The following is a 17107-nucleotide window of genomic DNA, read 5'->3' on the forward strand; positions in this document are numbered from 1 at the left end:
CGTCACATCGTAACGCCTTGTTATTAAACCACTTTAAATGTTAACAGGCAGACAATCTCTCGTCTGCCTGTTAACAAGTGTTACATACCGTTAACGGCTCAGTTGGCCTGGCGGCGCAGGAAAGCCGGTATCTCCAGCTGGTCGTCTTCCTGGGTCGACCTGGTCTGCGGCGTCAACCGGCCCTGATCGTCGAGCTGGCCGCGGCGCGGCGCGTAAAGCTGCGGATCCTGGCTGGCAAGGCGGCGCATTTCCGGCGCCGCCTGGCGCAGTTTCGGTTCGCGCGGCTGAGCCGGCTGCAACCGGGCCGGCTCTTCTTCGCGGCGCGTCAGCCCGTTGGTCAGCCGCTTGAGCAGCCCCATCGGCCCGCTGTTTTCATGGTCGGCCGGACGGCCCTTGGCTTCCACCTCGGCCCGCACCACCGGCGGAAAATCCTCCACCCGCGGCATGCGCTGCGGTGCGGCAGCCACCGGCTGCGGCATTTCCCGCATCGGCGCCGGTTGCATCACCTGCTGCACGACAGGCTGCGGCTGGGCAGGCGGGGCTTGGAAGATCTTGCTCTGCGGGCGGAAATCTTCCGCCTGGGCCATCGGCGCCGGACGAGCCATTGCCGCCGCATTGGCCTCGGCAAGCTGGATCGCCTCGGCCACCGGATCGGCCGCGCGCTGCTCATAGGTCTGCTGCTGGACCGGTGCCGGACGGCCTTCCGCCCCCGGAGCCGCTGGGCGGCTGACCGGCTTCTGCTGCGGCGGTACGGCCCGGATCGAGATCGGCGCCGCGGCAATTTCAGCTGCCGATTTGTCGATGCCGGTGGCGACCACCGAGACGCGGATGACGCCTTCGAGTTCCTCGTCGAAGGTGGCGCCGAGGATGATGTTGGCGTCCTGATCGACTTCCTCGCGGATGCGGGTCGCGGCCTCGTCGACTTCGAACAGGGTTAGGTCGCGGCCGCCGGTGATCGAGATCAGCAGGCCCTTGGCGCCCCTCATCGAGGTCTCGTCGAGCAACGGATTGGCGATCGCCGCCTCGGCGGCGGCCATCGCGCGGCCCTCGCCCGAAGCTTCGCCGGTGCCCATCATCGCCTTGCCCATTTCGCGCATCACCGAACGCACGTCGGCGAAGTCGAGATTGATCAGACCTTCCTTGACCATCAGGTCGGTGATGCAGGCAACACCGGAGTAGAGCACCTGGTCGGCCATGGCGAAGGCGTCGGCAAAGGTGGTCTTGTCATTGGCCAGCCGGAACAGGTTCTGGTTGGGGATGACGATCAGGGTATCGACACATTTCTGCAGCTCCTCGATGCCGAGATCCGCCGTCTTCATGCGGCGCTGGCCTTCGAAATGGAACGGCTTGGTGACGACGCCGACGGTGAGGATACCCCGTTCGCGCGCCGCGCGGGCAACCACGGGAGCCGCACCGGTTCCGGTGCCGCCACCCATACCGGCGGTGACGAAGCACATATGGGTGTTGGAGAGATGATCGATGATCTCATCGATGCACTCTTCCGCCGCCGCACGGCCCACTTCAGGCTGCGAGCCGGCGCCGAGCCCCTCGGTGACATGCGCGCCGAGCTGGATCAGCCGCTCGGCCTTCGACATGGTCAGCGCCTGTGCATCGGTGTTGGCCACGACGAACTCGACACCGCGCAAGCCCGCGGTGATCATGTTGTTGACGGCATTGCCGCCGCCGCCGCCGACACCGAATACGGTGATCCGCGGCTTGAGCTCGGTGATGTCCGGCTTTTGCAGATTGATCGTCATTGTCTCCGTCCTTTGCCTTTCCCGCCGCTTCGCCGCCGCGGCCGCCTATGGGGCTGTCCCCGTCAATTAGAAACTGTCTCTCAACCACTGACTCATGCGATGCAGTTTTCCGCCCGTCCCGGTCATCCTGAGACCGGAAATTCCTTTCGCCGGATGGCTCTCGAAGCTCGCCATCTGCGGATAGATCAGCAGCCCGACCGCCGTCGAGAAAGCCGGCCCCTTGGCAGCTTCCGGCAGGCCCGCCACGCCGAGCGGGCGTCCGATGCGCACATTGCGTCCCAGAATGCGGCGCGCCGCCTCGGGGAGACCCGCAAGCTGGCTGGCGCCGCCGGTCAGCACGACGCGTTTTCCCACGGCATTGCCGTAGCCCGACTTGTTCAGCCGGTCGCGCAACAGTTCCAGCGTCTCGTCGATGCGGGCGCGGATGACGCGCGTCATCACCGAGCGCGGGATCTGCAGCGGCATCTCGCCGTCTTCGCCGATCGGCTGGATCGAGACCAGGTCGCGATCGTCGGCACTGCCAGGCAGCGCCGAACCATGCATCACCTTCAGCCGCTCCGCGGCGTCGAGCGAGGTCGACAGGCCCTTGGCCATATCGAGCGTCACATGATTGCCGCCGATGGCAATGGCATCGGCGTGGACGAATTTGCCTTCCGAAAACACCGAGATGGTCGTCGTGCCGCCGCCCATGTCGATGCAGGCCGCACCCATTTCCAGTTCGTCGTCGACCAGGGCCGCAAGCCCGCTGGCATAGGGCGTCGCCACCATGCGCTCGACCGAAAGATGCGAGCGGTTGATGCAGAGCTCCAGATTGCGCAGCGGCGCGGCATCGCCCGTCAGCACATGCATATCGACGCCGAGCTGGTCGCCGACCATGCCGCGCGGATCGCGCACGCCGCGCTCGGCGTCCAGCGAAAAGCCGACGGGCAGCGAATGGATCACGTCGCGTTCGGCCTTGAGCGCCTGCTTGGCGCCGGCGGCAAGCACGCGCTTGATGTCGGCTTCGTCGGCCTGATGGCCACCGAGATTGATGGTGGCCGAATAGGTTTCGCTCTTCAGCCGGCCGGCCGTCATGTTGACGATCAGCGAATCCACGGTCAGTCCCGCCATGCGTTCGGCTGCGTCGACGGACAGGCGAATGGCGTGCTCCGCGCGGTCGAGATCGACGACCACGCCCGACTTCACGCCGTGCGATTTCTGGTGGCCGATGCCGATCACCTGGATGCGGTGCGAGCGGCCGCGCAACAGCTTGCCGTCCTCGCGCGGCTTCAGTTTCGCCACCACGCAGCAAACCTTGCTTGAGCCGACATCCAGCACGGTGAGCGTGCCGGAACGCCGCGAAGAGGCATCGCTGTTGCCGCCAAGCCAGCTCATATCTTCGTCCCCGACTTGCGCTTCAGATTTTGCGGCTTTTCATTGAGCGCGGCCTGGCGCTGCGTCGCCGCTTCCGGCGTCAGCTGCACCACCAGGCGATCGGAGATGCGCATGTCGACGGCGGCGATGTCCCGCGTCAGAAGCCCGTTGTCGTGGTCCATCCGAACCAGATCGGCGATCGCCTGATCCTCGCCATCCTCGGGCAGCTTGATCGTGATGCCGTTTTCCAGCTTAAGGTCCCAGCGCCGTTCGCCGATGCGGATATAGCCTTTGACCCGAGCCGCGAGCTCGGGAAATTTGTTGATCTTGGCCACGAAGTCGGGGGCCTTGGCCGGCGCGCCGGTGCCGATGATCAGCGGCAGCAGCGCCTGCTTGCCGCCGGAGAACGGCGCGATCACCGCGCCGGAGCGTTCGATGACCGAAAGCTCCGCGCCCTGCTGCCAGAGCGCGAAGGGCTCGCGCTCCTCGACACGCACTTCCAGCGTATGTGGATAGACCTTGCGCACCGCCGCCACTTCGACCCAGGGCAAGGTATCAATACGTTCACGCGCGGCCTCGGCATCGAAGCCGATCAGTGACGTCCAGCCGTCGAGCTCGAGCCGGTCCAGTATGTCGATCTCCGAAGTCTGGCGGTTGCCGACCACCTTGATCTGGTCGACGGCAAAGCCGGTCCGGGCGGTGATGCTCTGGACGATGTCGTCGGCATGACCGCCGAGAATGGCGCCATAGAGGCTGCTTGATGCAATGAGCGAAGCCGACAGGATGGCCGCGGAAAAGCGCGGCGCGACGAAGTCGCCGCCGCCCAGGCGCGCCAGCACGCGCACCGGCCGGCGCAGCACGCGCGGCAGCACGAAATGGTCGAACGACAACGGCATGCCGAACAGCGCCGGCCCGGCGCCGCCCCTGCCCTTGTCCTGCCCCCATTTCAACGCAGACACGAAGCGTCCTCCACCATCCAACTCAACAATTCGCCAAACGAGTGCCCGGCCTGGGCGGCGATTTCAGGCACCAAAGACGTCGGCGTCATGCCCGGCTGAGTGTTGATCTCGAGCCAGACAATCTCGCCGTTTTCGGAGTGACGGTCGTCATAGCGGAAGTCCGATCGGGAAACGCCCCGGCAGCCGATAGCCAGATGTGCCTTGAGCGCCAGTGTCTGTATTTTTTGGTAAATATTTGATGAAATTTTAGCAGGGATTTCGTGTTTTGATCCGCCGGCGACGTATTTTGAATCATAGTCGTAGAAGGAATGGCCGGTCGGAATGATCTCGCAGACGCCGAGCGCCACGTCGCCCATGACGGCGCAGGTCAGCTCGCGCCCATGGATGTAGCGCTCGACCATGACGGTCTCGCCATATTTCCATTCGGACGAGCCGATGACCTGCGGCGGATGCGACTGCCCTTCATGCACGATGACGACGCCGAAGCTTGAGCCTTCATTGACCGGCTTGACCACGTAGGGCGGCTTCATCGGATGCTTGTTCTGGATGGCAAAGCGGCTGGCAACCTTCGATTCCGCCACCGCGATGCCGGCAGCCTTGGCGACCTTCTTGGCTTGCTCCTTGTTCATGGCGAGCGCCGAGGCGAGCACGCCCGAATGGGTGTAGGGAATGGCCAGATATTCGAGGATGCCCTGGATGGTGCCGTCTTCACCGAACGGGCCGTGCAGTGCGTTGAAGACGACATCGGGCTTGAGTTCGGTGAGCACGGCGCCGACATCGCGCGCAACATCGACGCGGGTAACCTGGTAGCCTTCATTCTCAAGCGCATCCGCACACGCCTTTCCCGAAGACAGAGACACGGGCCGCTCGGACGAGAATCCGCCCAGGAGGACAGCCACATGCTTGTTCTTCATATCCCGTCATCCCTCTCACGGCGGGCCCGCAACCACGCATTCAGCGACCAGATTGAGTCCGAGTCTCCCGGCAGGTTGCCCCCCCAGACGGAAAACGCGGTCGACGCGTCGAACGACTCAAATCAGGAAACGCTTTAAGGCAGAGAATCAGAGAGTTGATTCGCTGGCAAGTGCTTATGATTCCGACAGATTCACTTTCCGCGAAAACGGCCGGAAAAAGCGTGTTGTGAGTCTTTGGAGCAACGGTGGCGCTGTTGTTTCAGACCTTTGAAGTTCAAGCATCACATGAACTTCAGCTTGCGCTAAAGAAGCTGTCCGAGGAATTCCTGCACGGCATGGCCGGGGCGGAAATTGCCGAGGCGCTTGATTTCCCACTGCAGGCGGATGCCCGATTTTTCAAGCACGCGAGCGCGCACCGTCTCGCCGAGATATTCGAGATCGTAACCGGTCGCTGTTCCGGTGTTGATCATGAAGTTGCAGTGCATCGGCGACATCTGCGCGCCGCCGATCATCAAACCGCGGCAGCCCGCCTTGTCGATTTCCTTCCAGGCCGAGGTGCCTTCCGGATTCTTGAAGGTTGAGCCGCCGGTCTTCTCGCGGATCGGCTGCACCGTCTCGCGATGCGTCTGGACGGCGTCCATGGCCGCCTTGATCGCCTCTGGGTCTTCCAGAACACCTTCGAAAACGGCGGAGGTGAAGATCAGCCCGGCAGGTGCGGCCGAGTGACGATAGGCATAGCCCATGTCTTCATTGCTGAGTGTGTGGAGATTGCCCTTGCGGTCGAGCGCCCGCACCTCGACGACACGTTCCCGCGTCTCGACGCCATTGGCGCCGGCATTCATCCTCAGCGCCCCGCCGATGGCGCCGGGAATGCCGTGATAGAAATGAAAGCCGCCAATACCGGCCTCATAAGCGACGGCCGCGACGCGCTTGTCGGGCGTCGCAGCACCGGCCTTGATGACGGTCGGCGAAACCACCTCGGCCTCGCCAAAGCCCTTTGCCGAAAGCCGGATGACGAAACCCGGAATGCCGCCGTCGCGCACCAGGAGGTTGGAGCCGATACCGACGATGGTGAGCGGGATGTCCTCCGGCACGGCGCGCAGGAAGGCAGCCAGATCCTCCTCGTCGGCCGGCTGGAACAGGGCGTCCGCCAGACCGCCGGCGCGGAACCAGGTGATCTTGTCCATCTCGGCATTGGGCGTGATGCGGCCGCGCAGGCCGGCAAGCCGGTCGCCAAGTTTGTCGAGCAGGTCCTGGCCGCGCATCATGAGACGGTACCGCCGAGTTCCCCAGGCAGCGCATAGGCCCATTGGGTGATGTTGCCGGCGCCCAGGAAGATGACGAAGTCGCCCGGTTTCGCCAACGCGCGAATGACGGGCGAAATCGCGGCAGGGGTTTCGACGTAGCGCGCATCGCGATGGCCGCCGGAGCGGATGCGCGACACCAGCGCCTCCGAGGTCACGCCGTCGATCGGCTCCTCGCCCGCCGCATAGACCGGCGCCACCATCACCGTGTCGGCATCGTTGAAACAGACCGAAAACTCGTCGAACAGATCGTGCAGCCGGGTGAAGCGGTGCGGCTGCGCAATGGCGATGACGCGGCCCTTGGTGGCGCTGCGCGCCGCTTTCAACACCGCCGTGATCTCGACCGGGTGGTGGCCGTAATCGTCGAAGATGTCGACGCCGTTCCACGAGCCGGTGTGGGTGAAGCGCCGCTTGACGCCGGCAAAGGACGACAGCCCTTTCTTGATCGCTTCGGCCGACAGGCCGAGTTCATGCGCGACCGCGATTGCGGCGGTGGCGTTGGAGACGTTGTGGCGGCCGGGCATCGGCAGCCGCAGATCAGATATCGTCGTCTGGCCGCCGGTCTTGCGGTCGCGGATCACCACGTCGAATGCCGAGACGGCACCGGCCATGCGGTGGTTGGTGAAACGCACATCGGCCTGCGCGTTCTCGCCATAGGTGATGACGCGGCGGTCCTCGATGCGGCTGACCAGCGCCTGTACTTCCGGATGGTCGGTGCACATCACGCCAAAACCGTAGAACGGCACGTTCTCGACGAATTGCCGGAACGCCTCGCGCACCTTGTCGAAACTGCCATAATGGTCCAGATGCTCGGGATCGATGTTGGTGACGACGGCGATCTCGGCCGGCAGCTTGAGGAAGGTGCCGTCGCTTTCGTCGGCTTCGACCACCATCCACTCGCCATCGCCCATACGGGCATTGGTGCCATAGGCATTGATGATGCCGCCATTGATCACCGTCGGGTCGAGCCCGCCGGCATCGAGCAGCGTCGCCACCATCGACGTGGTTGTTGTCTTGCCATGCGTGCCACCGATCGCGACCGCCTGGCGGAAGCGCATCAGTTCGGCCAGCATCTCGGCCCGGCGGACAATTGGGAGCAACTTCTCCCGCGCGGCCTTCAGCTCGGGATTGGATTTCTTGATCGCGGTGGAGACGACCACCACTTCGGCCGCGCCGATATTCTCGGCCTTGTGGCCGACAAAGCATTCGATGCCCTTGTCGCGCAGCCGCTGGACATTGGCGCTGTCGGCCTGGTCCGAACCCTGCACCTTGTAGCCGAGATTGTGCAGAACCTCGGCGATGCCGCTCATGCCGATGCCGCCAATGCCGATGAAATGCACAAGGCCGATGGTCTGCGGCATCTTCATCAATGCGTCCCTTTCCTGAAATCCGAAACGGTTTTTCTGGACGCAATAGCCTCTGTGAGATCAGCGAGCAACCGTGCCGCGTTCGGCCGGCCAGCCGACTTCGCTCCGGCAGCCATGGCCGTCAGCCGCTCGGGAGTGTCCATCAGCCCGCCAATGAGAGCCGCGATGCGCTCCGGCGACAGTGACGATTGCGGATGCACCTCGCCGCCGCCCGCCGCGGCAAGGGCGGCTGCGTTCGCCGCCTGATCGTGATCCAGCGCATAGGGATAAGGCACCAGCAGCGCCGGCCGGCCGATGACGGCGATCTCCGAAACCGTCGAGGCGCCGGAGCGCGAGATCACCAGATGCGCCGCGCCCATGCGCTGTGCCATATCGGTGAAGAAGGGCGAGACCTCGACATGGACGCCGAGTGCCGCATAGCCAGCCTTCACCCGCGCCACGTCGTCGGCGCGGGCCTGCTGGGTGATCACCAGCCGCTTGCGCTGCGCCTCCGGCAGAAGTGCGATCGCCGCCGGCATGGCATCGGAAAAGAACTGCGCGCCCTGGCTGCCGCCGAACACCAGGAGCCTGAACGGATCCGCCCCTTGGGACGCCTTATAGGGCGTCTTTGCCGCCTCCAGGATTGGCGGCCTGACCGGATTGCCGGTCGTCACAGTCTTGGCGCCTGTGGCGCTTTCATCTTGCGGCAGGAAGCCGCCGGCAATGGCATCGACGCGCCCGGACAGCGCCCGGTTGGCGCGGCCCATCACTGCGTTCTGCTCATGGATCAGCGTCGGCAGCTTGCGCCGCGTCGCGGCATAGAGCGGCGGCAAGGTCGGATAACCGCCAAAGCCGACGACCGCATCAGGCTTGATCCTGGCGATGACGGCGGAGGCCTGGCGCACGCCGCGCCAGATCTTCCAGAACGCGCCAAGCAGCGCGACAGGGTTTTTCGAGCCCATCGTCGCCGACTGGATCGGATGGATGGCGGCGGCCGGGAAATGGCCGGCAAAGCGCTCGGCGCGGTCGTCGGTCGCCAGATGCACGCCCCAGCCGCGCTCGATCAGCTCATGCGCCAGCGCCTCGGCCGGAAACAGATGTCCACCGGTTCCGCCAGCCGCGAGAAGGATCACACCCCGCGCCATATCACTCCGCCGGCAGGGCGCGCTGCGACAGGGCAAAGCCCATCTGCTTGCGCTTTTCCGGTCGCTTGCGGGTCAGCGCCAGCACCATGCCCATCGAGATGGCAATGGCGATCTGCGAGGAGCCGCCATAGGAGATGAAAGGCAGCGTCATGCCCTTGGCCGGCATCAGCTGCAGGTTGACGCACATGTTGATGACCGACTGCAGGCCGAACACGGTGACGAGACCGCCGACGGCGTAGCGGGTGAAATCATCATGTTCCTTCAGCGCCGTGCTGAGGCCGCGCAGCACGATGAAGGCGAAGATCGACATGATGAAGAAGCACATGATCAGCCCGAACTCTTCGCCGGCGACCGAAAAGACGAAGTCGGCATGCGCGTCGGGGATGACGCGCTTGACCGTGCCCTCGCCCGGGCCGACGCCGAACCAGTGGCCGTTGATCAGCGCCTCGCGGCCCATGTCGACCTGGAACGTGTCGCCTTCGCCGGTCAGGAATTTGTCGATGCGGGCGGCGACGTGCGGGAACACCGTATAGGCGGCAAATAGGCCGCCGGCGCCGGTGGCGCCAAGCGCGATGATCCATAGCCATGGCAGGCCGGCCATGAAGAACATGACGCCCCAGGTGCCGGTCACCAGCATGGTCTGGCCGAGATCGGGCTGCGCCACCAGAAGCGAGATGACCAGGATCAGCAGCAGCATGGCAAACAAATTGCCCGGGATGTCGGGCTGGCGCTTGTGTTCGGCGAACAGCCAGGCGCAGACGATGACGAAGGCGGGTTTCAGGAATTCCGACGGCTGGATCGACATGCCGACAAACGACACCCAGCGCCGAGCGCCTTTCACCTCGACGCCGATATAGAGCACGGCCACCATCAGCACCAGCATGATGCCCAGGATGATCAGCGCCATGCGCCGGATCTGCCGCGATTCCAGGAAGGACACTGCCAGCATCACGCCGAGCGCCGGCACGGTGAAGATGATCTGCCTGGTGGCAAAGTGGAAACTATCGAGGCCGATGCGTTCGGCCACCGCCGGGCTTGCCGCAAAGGACAAGACGATGCCAAGCCCCATCAGCGACAGGAACGCCGCCAGGAACCAGCGATCGATCGTCCACCACCAGGTTGCAACCGGGCTTTTGTCGAGACGGCTTTGCATTATCGTGCCCCTCCGATGGGTTTGACACCCTCGATAGCATTCGCAGCTTGCCTGAAGGCTTCGCCGCGAACTTCGAAATTCTTGAACTGGTCGAAACTGGCGCAGGCCGGCGACAGCAGCACCACCGCCTCGCCGCTGTCATCCTTGGCCGCGTCTTTCGCGGCATGGTCGACCGCGGCGGCCAGGGTGCCCGAGATTTCATAGGGCACGGCTTCGCCGAGCGTCGCCGAGAACGCGGGCGCCGCCTCGCCGATCAGATAGGCCTTGGCGATGCGTGGGAAAAAACCGCGCAGCGGCTCGATGCCGCCTTCCTTGGGCAGTCCGCCGGCGATCCAGTAAATGCGCGAAAAACTCGACAGCGCGGGTGCCGCCGCATCGGCATTGGTCGCCTTGGAATCGTTGACGAACAGCACGTGGTCCTTGCGTCCGACCTGCTCCATGCGATGCGCGAGGCCTGGAAAGCTCTCCAGTCCCGCCTGGATCTCGCCCAGGCTCAAGCCGACCCTGAGGCAGGCGGCAACAGCGGCAAGCGCGTTCTGCGCATTGTGCTGGCCGCGCAACGAACCGATGCCTTCGAGGAAGGCGACGCGGCTGTAGCGGCCATGGACGGCTTCCATCAGATCGGAACCGTCTGCGAAATAACCGTCGGTCAGCGGCAGCCGCTTGGAGATGCGGATCACCTCCCGGCCCGCCCTCTCCAGCCGGTCGGCGATTTGCGCGCACCAGGAATCGTCAACGCCGACGATCGCCGTCTCGCTGCCGGCAACCAGCCGCTCCTTGATCGAAGCGTAATGCTGCATGGTGCCGTGGCGGTCGAGATGGTCGGGCGTCAGGTTGAGCAGGATGCCGGCCGTCGGGTTGATCGAGGGCGCGAGATCGATCTGGTAGGACGAACACTCGACGACATAGTCCCGGTCAGCCTGCGGTGGATCGAGCGTCATGATGGCCCGGCCGATATTGCCGCCCATCTGCGTGTCGCGCCCTGCCGATTTGAGGATATGCGCGGTCAGCGCCGTGGTCGTCGACTTGCCGTTGGTGCCGGTGATAGCGATGAACGGCGCATCAGGCGCGCGCGCAATCCGCTCGCGGCAGAACAATTCGATATCGCCGATCACCTCGACGCCGGAACCACGCGCCAACTCCACCGTCCAGTGCGGCTTGGGATGCGTCAGCGGCACGCCGGGCGAGAGCACGAAGGCCGAGAATTTCGACCAGTCGGCGCCGCGCAGATCGGCGGTCGCAATGCCTTGGTCAGCGGCCTTGGCGACGCTATCGGGATTGTCGTCCCACGCCAACACGTCGGCGCCGCCCTCGATCAGCGCGCGCGCCGTGGCGATCCCCGAGCCACCGAGCCCGAAGAGCGAAACGCGTTTGCCCGAAAAGGATGCGGCGGGAATCAAGCGGGTTCCTATCTCAGCTTGAGGGTCGACAGGCCGACCAGCGCCAGGATGACGGCGATGATCCAGAAGCGGATCACCACCTGGCTTTCGGTCCAGCCGAGCTTTTCGAAATGATGATGGATCGGCGCCATCAGGAACACGCGCTTGCCGGTCATCTTGAAGTAGCCGACCTGGATGATGACCGACAGGATTTCCACGACAAACAATCCGCCGACGATGACCAGCACGATCTCGTGCTTGGTAGCGACCGCGACCGTGCCGATCAGGCCGCCCATGGCCAGCGAACCGGTGTCGCCCATGAAGATCGCCGCCGGTGGCGCGTTGAACCAGAGGAAGCCGAGGCCGGCGCCGATGACGGCGCCGAGCACGACGGCCAGCTCGCCGGTGCCGGGCACGAAATGGATCTGCAGGTATTCGGCGAACACCGCATTGCCGGAGAGGTAGGCGATGACGCCGAAGGATGCCGCCGCAATCATGATCGGCACGATCGCCAGCCCGTCGAGGCCATCGGTCAAATTCACCGCATTGCCGGCGCCGACGATGACGAAGCAGGAGAACGGCACGAAGAACCAGCCGAGATTGATGATGAATTCCTTGGCGAAGGGGAAGGTCAGCGACGACGAGAACGGCGCCTGGCCATTATGCATGATCGCCCAGGCGGCGATGCCGGCGATGACGAATTCCAACGCCAGCCGCGCCTTGCCGGAAAAGCCGAGATGCGACTGCTTGGTTACCTTGAGATAGTCGTCGTAAAAGCCGATCGAACCGAAGCCCAGCGTCACCAAGAGCACCACCCAGACATAGATCGAGGAGAGGTTCGCCCATAGAAGCGACGAGCCGACGATGCCGCACAGGATCATCAGCCCGCCCATGGTCGGCGTGCCGGCCTTCTTGAAATGCGTCTGCGGGCCATCGGCACGGATCGGCTGGCCCTTGCCTTGCCGCAGCCTCAGCGAATTGATGATGGTCGGCCCGAAGATGAAGACGATCAACGCCGAGGTGATCAGCGCACCGCCGGTGCGGAAGGTAATGTAGCGGAAGACATTGAAGACCGAGACCTTGTCCGCAAAATCGACGAGCAATGTAAACATACGATTCCGTTCCCCGGACTAGTTCTGTTTCGTGCCTGCGGCTTCCGCCGGATATTTGCCGAGCAAGGCCTCGACCAGCTTTGAAAAGCCGATGCCTTTCGACGATTTGATCATCACCACGTCGCCGGCCTCCAGCGTCGACAGCAGCAGCGGCTTCAATTCCTCGGCGCCGGCGCGGTATTCCGTTTTGATCTCGTCGGGCAGGATGTCTGCCAGCGCCCGCATTTCCGGGCCGCCGAGAAAGACCGTGTGCGTGCCGGTCCCGACGATCAACTCGGCCAGGGCTGCATGCAGCTTGGCCGAATGGTCGCCGAGTTCGAGCATGTCGCCGAGCACGGCGATGCGCCGGCCCTCGCCCGTGACAGGCGTCGCATTGAGCAGCGCCATGGCAGCAGCCATCGAGGCCGGATTGGCGTTGTAGCTCTCGTCGATCAGTGTGATCGGTCCCTTGGGATGGCGCAGCACATGGCGCTTGCCGCGGCCACGCTCCGCAGAGAGATCGGCCAGCGCTTCTGCCACCTTTGCGATGTCAGCTTCAACGAGATACGCCGCGCCAAGAACGGCGAGCACATTCTGTACCATGTGGCGGCCGGGCGCGCCGATCCGGGCAACGACATCCTGCCCGCCGATCCTGGCGGCAATGTCGGAATGATCAGCATGCAGCTCGCATTTGGTGAGCTTGTAGGTCGAGCGGGCGTTCTCACCGAAGCCAAAGACATGTTCGACGCCGGCGGCCCGCGCCATCTTGTCGAGCAGCTTCCAGCGCGCATCGTCGCGGTTGAGCAAGGCCGCACCGCCGGGCTCGATGCCTTCGAAAATCTCGGCCTTGGCCTTGGCGATCTCGTCGAGATTTCTGAAGAAGCCGAGATGCGCCGCGGCAATCATCGTGACGATGGCGACATGCGGCCGGACCATCTTGACCAACGGCCGGATCTCGCCGGGATGGTTCATGCCGATCTCGAACACAGCATAGTTGCAATCATCCGGCATGCGCGCCAGCGTCAGCGGCACGCCCCAATGATTGTTGAAGGACTGCGCCGAAGCATGCACCGTGCCGACGGCCGACAGCACATGACGCAGCGCCTCCTTGGTGGTGGTCTTGCCGGCCGATCCGGTCACCGCGATGATTTTTGCGTTGGAACGGGCGCGGGCGGCAACACCGAGTTTCTCCAGTGCTGCCAGCACATCCTGCACGACGATCATCGGCGCCGTCAGCCGCCCAAGCGACGGCAATTTGCCTTCGGCGACGACCAGAACGCCGGCGCCGGCCTTGATCGCCGCGGTCGCGAAGTCATGGCCGTCCATCGCCTCGCCCTTGATGGCGAAGAAGGCGTCGCCCGGCTGCAGGCTGCGGCTGTCGATCGAGATCCCCGAAATTCCCTCCGGCATCGGCCCAAGCGGCCGACCGCCCATGGCGTCGACCAGCGCCTCGGAAGTCCAGAGCACGCTCATGCGGCCCGCTCCCGCAGCGCCGAGCGGACTTCTTCGTGGTCGGAGAACGGAAACGTCTCGGCGCCGATGGTCTGGCCCTCTTCATGGCCCTTGCCGGCAACGATCAGCGTATCGCCCGCTTTGAGCATGGCGACCGCTTCGTGGATCGCCTTGCGGCGGTCGCCGATTTCAATGGCGCCGGGTGCGGCTGCCAGGATCGCGGCACGAATCGTTTCCGGCACTTCCGAGCGCGGATTGTCGTCGGTGACGATGACGACATCGGCGAGCCGCGTGGCGATCTCGCCCATGATCGGCCGCTTGCCCCGGTCGCGGTCGCCGCCGCAGCCGAACACGACGATGACGCGGCCGGTGGTGAACGGGCGCACGGCGGCCAGCACATTTTCCAGCGCATCCGGCTTGTGGGCATAGTCGACATAGACGGGCGCGCCATTGGCGGTGGCGCCGACAAGGTCGAGCCGTCCCGGTGCCCCCTGAAGTTTCTCTAATGCCATCAAAGCTTTGGCGACCGGCGTTCCAGTGGAAATGGCCAGCCCGGCCGAAACCAGGGCGTTGGCGATCTGGAAGTCGCCGGCGAGCGGCAGGTCGATCTCGTAGAGCACGCCGTCGGCTTCGACCTCGGCGCGCTGGCGGTGGCGCTCGTGCTCGACCCGCTTCAGGCGCAGGAAATCGCCATGGCGGCCGACAGTCAGCACATTGAGCCCCGCGGCCTGCGCAGCCTGGATGGTCGGCGCCGACCACGGATCGTCGGCAAAGATGACCGCCGGCGCGCCTTTCGGCAGCAGCGTGTCGAACAGGCGCAATTTGGCGCGATGGTAGTCCTCGACCGTCGGATGATAGTCCATATGGTCGCGGCCGAGATTGGTGAAACCGCCCGCGGCGAGCTTGACGCCATCGAGACGGCGCTGGTCGAGACCATGGCTGGAAGCCTCCATCGAGGCGTGTGTGACGCCGGCCTCCGCCAATTCCTTGAGCAACTGGTGCAAAGCCACTGGATCGGGTGTGGTCAACGAACCGTAATCGTTGCGGCCCGGCGCCACCACGCCGGTGGTGCCGATGGACGCGGCGGCAAAGCCGGCCTGCTCCCAGATCTGCCTGGTGAAGGCGGCGACCGAGGTCTTGCCTGCGGTGCCGGTAACCGCGACCATGGTCTCCGGCTGGCTGCCGAAGAAACGTGCCGCGCTCAGCGCCAGCGCCAGGCGTGGGTCGTCGACGCTGAGCACCGGGACGGACAGGCCGGAAACGGCGCTGGCCTTGCCCACGACAACCGCCGCTGCGCCGCGCTTTGCCGCATCGGCGGCATAGGCCGAACCATCCGCCTTGCTGCCGGCGAGCGCGAAAAAGACCACGCCGGTCTTGACCGTGCGGGAATCCGACGAAATCCCGGTTACCTCCACATCGCGGGAAGATGTTCCCTCGACAGGCAGGACACCGGCTAAATCTCTCAGGTGCATCGAACCCCGTTTATCTCAACAAAATGGCGCGCAGTTGCCGGCGCGCCCTAAGAATCACTGATAGGAAACCAGCGTTGCGCCATTTTCATGGCTGAAATCTGGCTTCACGCCAAGCATGGCGGCTGCCCGCCTGATGATGTTTCCGGCCATGACACCCGCATTGTTGGCGGCAACGTCGGTCATCCCGGGCTTTTCCGGGTGCGGAGCGTCAGCGATCGTAAACACCAGATATTGCGGATCGTCCATCGGGAAGGCAGCGACGAAGGTGTTGAAATTCAGTTCCTTCGAGTAGCGGCCATTGATCACCTTCTCGGCGGTTCCGGTCTTGCCGCCAACGCGGTAGCCGGGGGCCCTGGCGTTTCTGGCCGAGCCCTTCTCGGCATTGAGCGTATAGAGGTAGCGCATGCCCTCCACAGTCTTTTCGCTGACCACTCTCTTGGCCACCGCCATGGCATCCTGCTCGCTGCGGACCAGGAAAGTCGGCGGGATCAGGTAGCCCTGCATCAGCGCCGCGCAGCCGACGGCCGCCTGCAGCGGCGTCGTCGACACGCCATGGCCGAAGGCGATGGTGAAGGAGTTAACCTGCTTCCAGACCTTCGGTTCGGTCGGGCGGGCGACTTCAGGCAGTTCGGTCTGCATCCTGTCCAGAAGGCCAAGACGATGCAGGAATTCGCGGTGCCCCTCGATGCCGACCATTTCGGCCTCACGGGCCGATCCGATATTGGAGGAGTAAAGGAACACCTCCGGCAATGACAGCACGCGGTTCTTGCCGTGGAAATCGTGGATGGCCTGATGGCCGACCCGGATTGGGTGCGAGGCGTCGAAACGGCTGTTCATATTCGCTTTGCCGGAATCGAGTGCCATGGCCGAGGTGAAGCTCTTGAAGGTCGATCCCATCTCGTAGAGGCCGGCCGACATGCGGTTCAGCCGATCCTTGTCCTGCGCATTGAAGGGATTGTTCGGATCGAAATCCGGCACCGAGGCCATCGCCACCACTTCGCCGGTCTTGATGTTGAGCACGACGGCGCCGGCGCCCATGGCGCGATAGCGCTCGAGGCCGGCGGCAATCTCGTCGCGCACCACATGCTGGACGCGCAGGTCGATCGACAGCTGAACCGGCTTCAGGTCCTTGGCGATCGCCAAGCCTGAGGCCTGCAGGTCGCTCAGGCCCTGCTCGTCAATGTACTTCTCCATGCCGGAGATGCCCTGATTGTCGATGTTGGTGAGGCCGACAATGTAGGACGAGGTCACGCCGGCAGGATAGAAGCGGCGCTTTTCGGTGCGAAAGCCGATTCCGGGAATGCCGAGCTGCATGATGTCGGCCTGCTGCTTGGGCGTCAGCTGCCGCTGCAGCCAGACGAAGCCGGCGCCGCTTTTCAGCTTGTGATAGGTCTGCTCGGGGTCGATATCTGGCAGAATGGTCGACAGCTTTTCGATCGCCTCGTCGGCATCGACGACGCGGCGCGGCTCGGCAAACAGCGATGCCGTCTTGATGTCGGTCGCCAGCACCTCGCCGTTGCGGTCGACGATGTCGGGACGCGACGCCGTCACCCGGCTTTGCGGCCCATTCGACATGTCGGGGGACTGGAAACCGAGATAGACCAGCCGCCCGGCGATGGTCGAATAAATGCCGAAGAACACCGCCATCGTCATCACGATGCGGGTCTTGGCCTTGCCGCCGGTCGCCTTGCGCGCGCCTTCGACCACGATGGAGCCGTCCTCGCCGGTCCGTGCGCGGCGCTTCAGCAATTTGCCGACCGACGGAAGTTTGGCGCGCATTGG

Annotated in this window: 13 protein-coding genes; all 13 read right to left on the bottom strand. The window is 64.3% G+C overall.

Translation table 11 applies throughout. The features are described 5' to 3' along the window. Positions 1-98: 98 nt before the first annotated feature. The gene (ftsZ, locus tag X750_RS157620) at positions 99-1757 is read right to left on the bottom strand and encodes a cell division protein FtsZ (RefSeq protein WP_023705548.1); all 1659 of its coding nucleotides are present in this window, start codon (positions 1755-1757) and stop codon (positions 99-101) included. Positions 1758-1823: 66 nt separating this feature from the next. Further along, complete coding sequence (gene ftsA / locus X750_RS157615) at positions 1824-3131, bottom strand: cell division protein FtsA (protein WP_023697016.1); 1308 nt, start codon at positions 3129-3131, stop codon at positions 1824-1826. Further along, positions 3128-4069, bottom strand: a complete 942-nt coding sequence (locus X750_RS157610) for a cell division protein FtsQ/DivIB (protein ID WP_023688033.1) — start codon at positions 4067-4069, stop codon at positions 3128-3130. The genes ftsA and X750_RS157610 overlap by 4 nt, the downstream gene beginning before the upstream one ends. After that, positions 4057-4983: a D-alanine--D-alanine ligase gene (locus X750_RS157605; protein ID WP_023668279.1), complete on the bottom strand. Its 927-nt coding sequence runs from the start codon at positions 4981-4983 to the stop codon at positions 4057-4059. Before X750_RS157605 ends, X750_RS157610 begins: the two co-directional genes overlap by 13 nt. Before the next feature lie 302 nt (positions 4984-5285). Continuing rightward, positions 5286-6251: a UDP-N-acetylmuramate dehydrogenase gene (murB, locus tag X750_RS157600; protein WP_031238034.1), complete on the bottom strand. Its 966-nt coding sequence runs from the start codon at positions 6249-6251 to the stop codon at positions 5286-5288. Next, positions 6248-7654 carry a UDP-N-acetylmuramate--L-alanine ligase gene (gene murC, locus X750_RS157595; RefSeq protein ID WP_023668277.1) on the bottom strand — a complete coding sequence of 469 codons (1407 nt, stop codon included), beginning with the start codon at positions 7652-7654 and terminating at the stop codon, positions 6248-6250. Before murC ends, murB begins: the two co-directional genes overlap by 4 nt. Then, positions 7654-8778, bottom strand: a complete 1125-nt coding sequence (gene murG / locus X750_RS157590) for an undecaprenyldiphospho-muramoylpentapeptide beta-N-acetylglucosaminyltransferase (RefSeq protein ID WP_023733072.1) — start codon at positions 8776-8778, stop codon at positions 7654-7656. The genes murC and murG overlap by 1 nt, the downstream gene beginning before the upstream one ends. 1 nt (position 8779) lies before the next feature. Beyond that, the gene (ftsW, locus tag X750_RS157585) at positions 8780-9931 is read right to left on the bottom strand and encodes a putative lipid II flippase FtsW (RefSeq protein ID WP_023668275.1); all 1152 of its coding nucleotides are present in this window, start codon (positions 9929-9931) and stop codon (positions 8780-8782) included. Beyond that, positions 9931-11331, bottom strand: coding sequence for a UDP-N-acetylmuramoyl-L-alanine--D-glutamate ligase (gene murD, locus X750_RS157580; RefSeq protein WP_023733073.1), 1401 nt, complete (start codon positions 11329-11331; stop codon positions 9931-9933). Before murD ends, ftsW begins: the two co-directional genes overlap by 1 nt. Before the next feature lie 8 nt (positions 11332-11339). After that, positions 11340-12422: a phospho-N-acetylmuramoyl-pentapeptide-transferase gene (gene mraY / locus X750_RS157575; RefSeq protein WP_023668273.1), complete on the bottom strand. Its 1083-nt coding sequence runs from the start codon at positions 12420-12422 to the stop codon at positions 11340-11342. A gap of 18 nt (positions 12423-12440) precedes the next feature. Beyond that, positions 12441-13874, bottom strand: coding sequence for a UDP-N-acetylmuramoylalanyl-D-glutamyl-2,6-diaminopimelate--D-alanyl-D-alanine ligase (locus X750_RS157570; RefSeq protein WP_023746915.1), 1434 nt, complete (start codon positions 13872-13874; stop codon positions 12441-12443). Beyond that, a complete protein-coding gene (locus X750_RS157565; RefSeq protein ID WP_023746916.1) occupies positions 13871-15325 on the bottom strand; it encodes a UDP-N-acetylmuramoyl-L-alanyl-D-glutamate--2,6-diaminopimelate ligase in 1455 nt (484 codons plus the stop codon). The genes X750_RS157570 and X750_RS157565 overlap by 4 nt, the downstream gene beginning before the upstream one ends. A 54-nt stretch (positions 15326-15379) precedes the next feature. After that, a complete protein-coding gene (locus X750_RS157560; RefSeq protein ID WP_023746917.1) occupies positions 15380-17104 on the bottom strand; it encodes a penicillin-binding protein 2 in 1725 nt (574 codons plus the stop codon). Positions 17105-17107 lie beyond the last annotated feature (3 nt).

Source organism: Mesorhizobium sp. LNJC391B00 (genome assembly GCF_000502535.1).
Classification (GTDB): domain Bacteria; phylum Pseudomonadota; class Alphaproteobacteria; order Rhizobiales; family Rhizobiaceae; genus Mesorhizobium.

Coding starts and splice junctions, on each gene's coding strand:
- X750_RS157605 (WP_023668279.1), bottom strand. CDS start 4,983: ATGAAGAACAAGCATGTGGCTGTCCTCCTGGGCGGATTCTCGTCCGAG.
- X750_RS157570 (WP_023746915.1), bottom strand. CDS start 13,874: ATGAGCGTGCTCTGGACTTCCGAGGCGCTGGTCGACGCCATGGGCGGT.
- murC (WP_023668277.1), bottom strand. CDS start 7,654: ATGAAGATGCCGCAGACCATCGGCCTTGTGCATTTCATCGGCATTGGC.
- X750_RS157565 (WP_023746916.1), bottom strand. CDS start 15,325: ATGCACCTGAGAGATTTAGCCGGTGTCCTGCCTGTCGAGGGAACATCT.
- ftsA (WP_023697016.1), bottom strand. CDS start 3,131: ATGAGCTGGCTTGGCGGCAACAGCGATGCCTCTTCGCGGCGTTCCGGC.
- mraY (WP_023668273.1), bottom strand. CDS start 12,422: ATGTTTACATTGCTCGTCGATTTTGCGGACAAGGTCTCGGTCTTCAAT.
- murG (WP_023733072.1), bottom strand. CDS start 8,778: ATGGCGCGGGGTGTGATCCTTCTCGCGGCTGGCGGAACCGGTGGACAT.
- murB (WP_031238034.1), bottom strand. CDS start 6,251: ATGATGCGCGGCCAGGACCTGCTCGACAAACTTGGCGACCGGCTTGCC.
- ftsW (WP_023668275.1), bottom strand. CDS start 9,931: ATGCAAAGCCGTCTCGACAAAAGCCCGGTTGCAACCTGGTGGTGGACG.
- X750_RS157560 (WP_023746917.1), bottom strand. CDS start 17,104: ATGCGCGCCAAACTTCCGTCGGTCGGCAAATTGCTGAAGCGCCGCGCA.
- ftsZ (WP_023705548.1), bottom strand. CDS start 1,757: ATGACGATCAATCTGCAAAAGCCGGACATCACCGAGCTCAAGCCGCGG.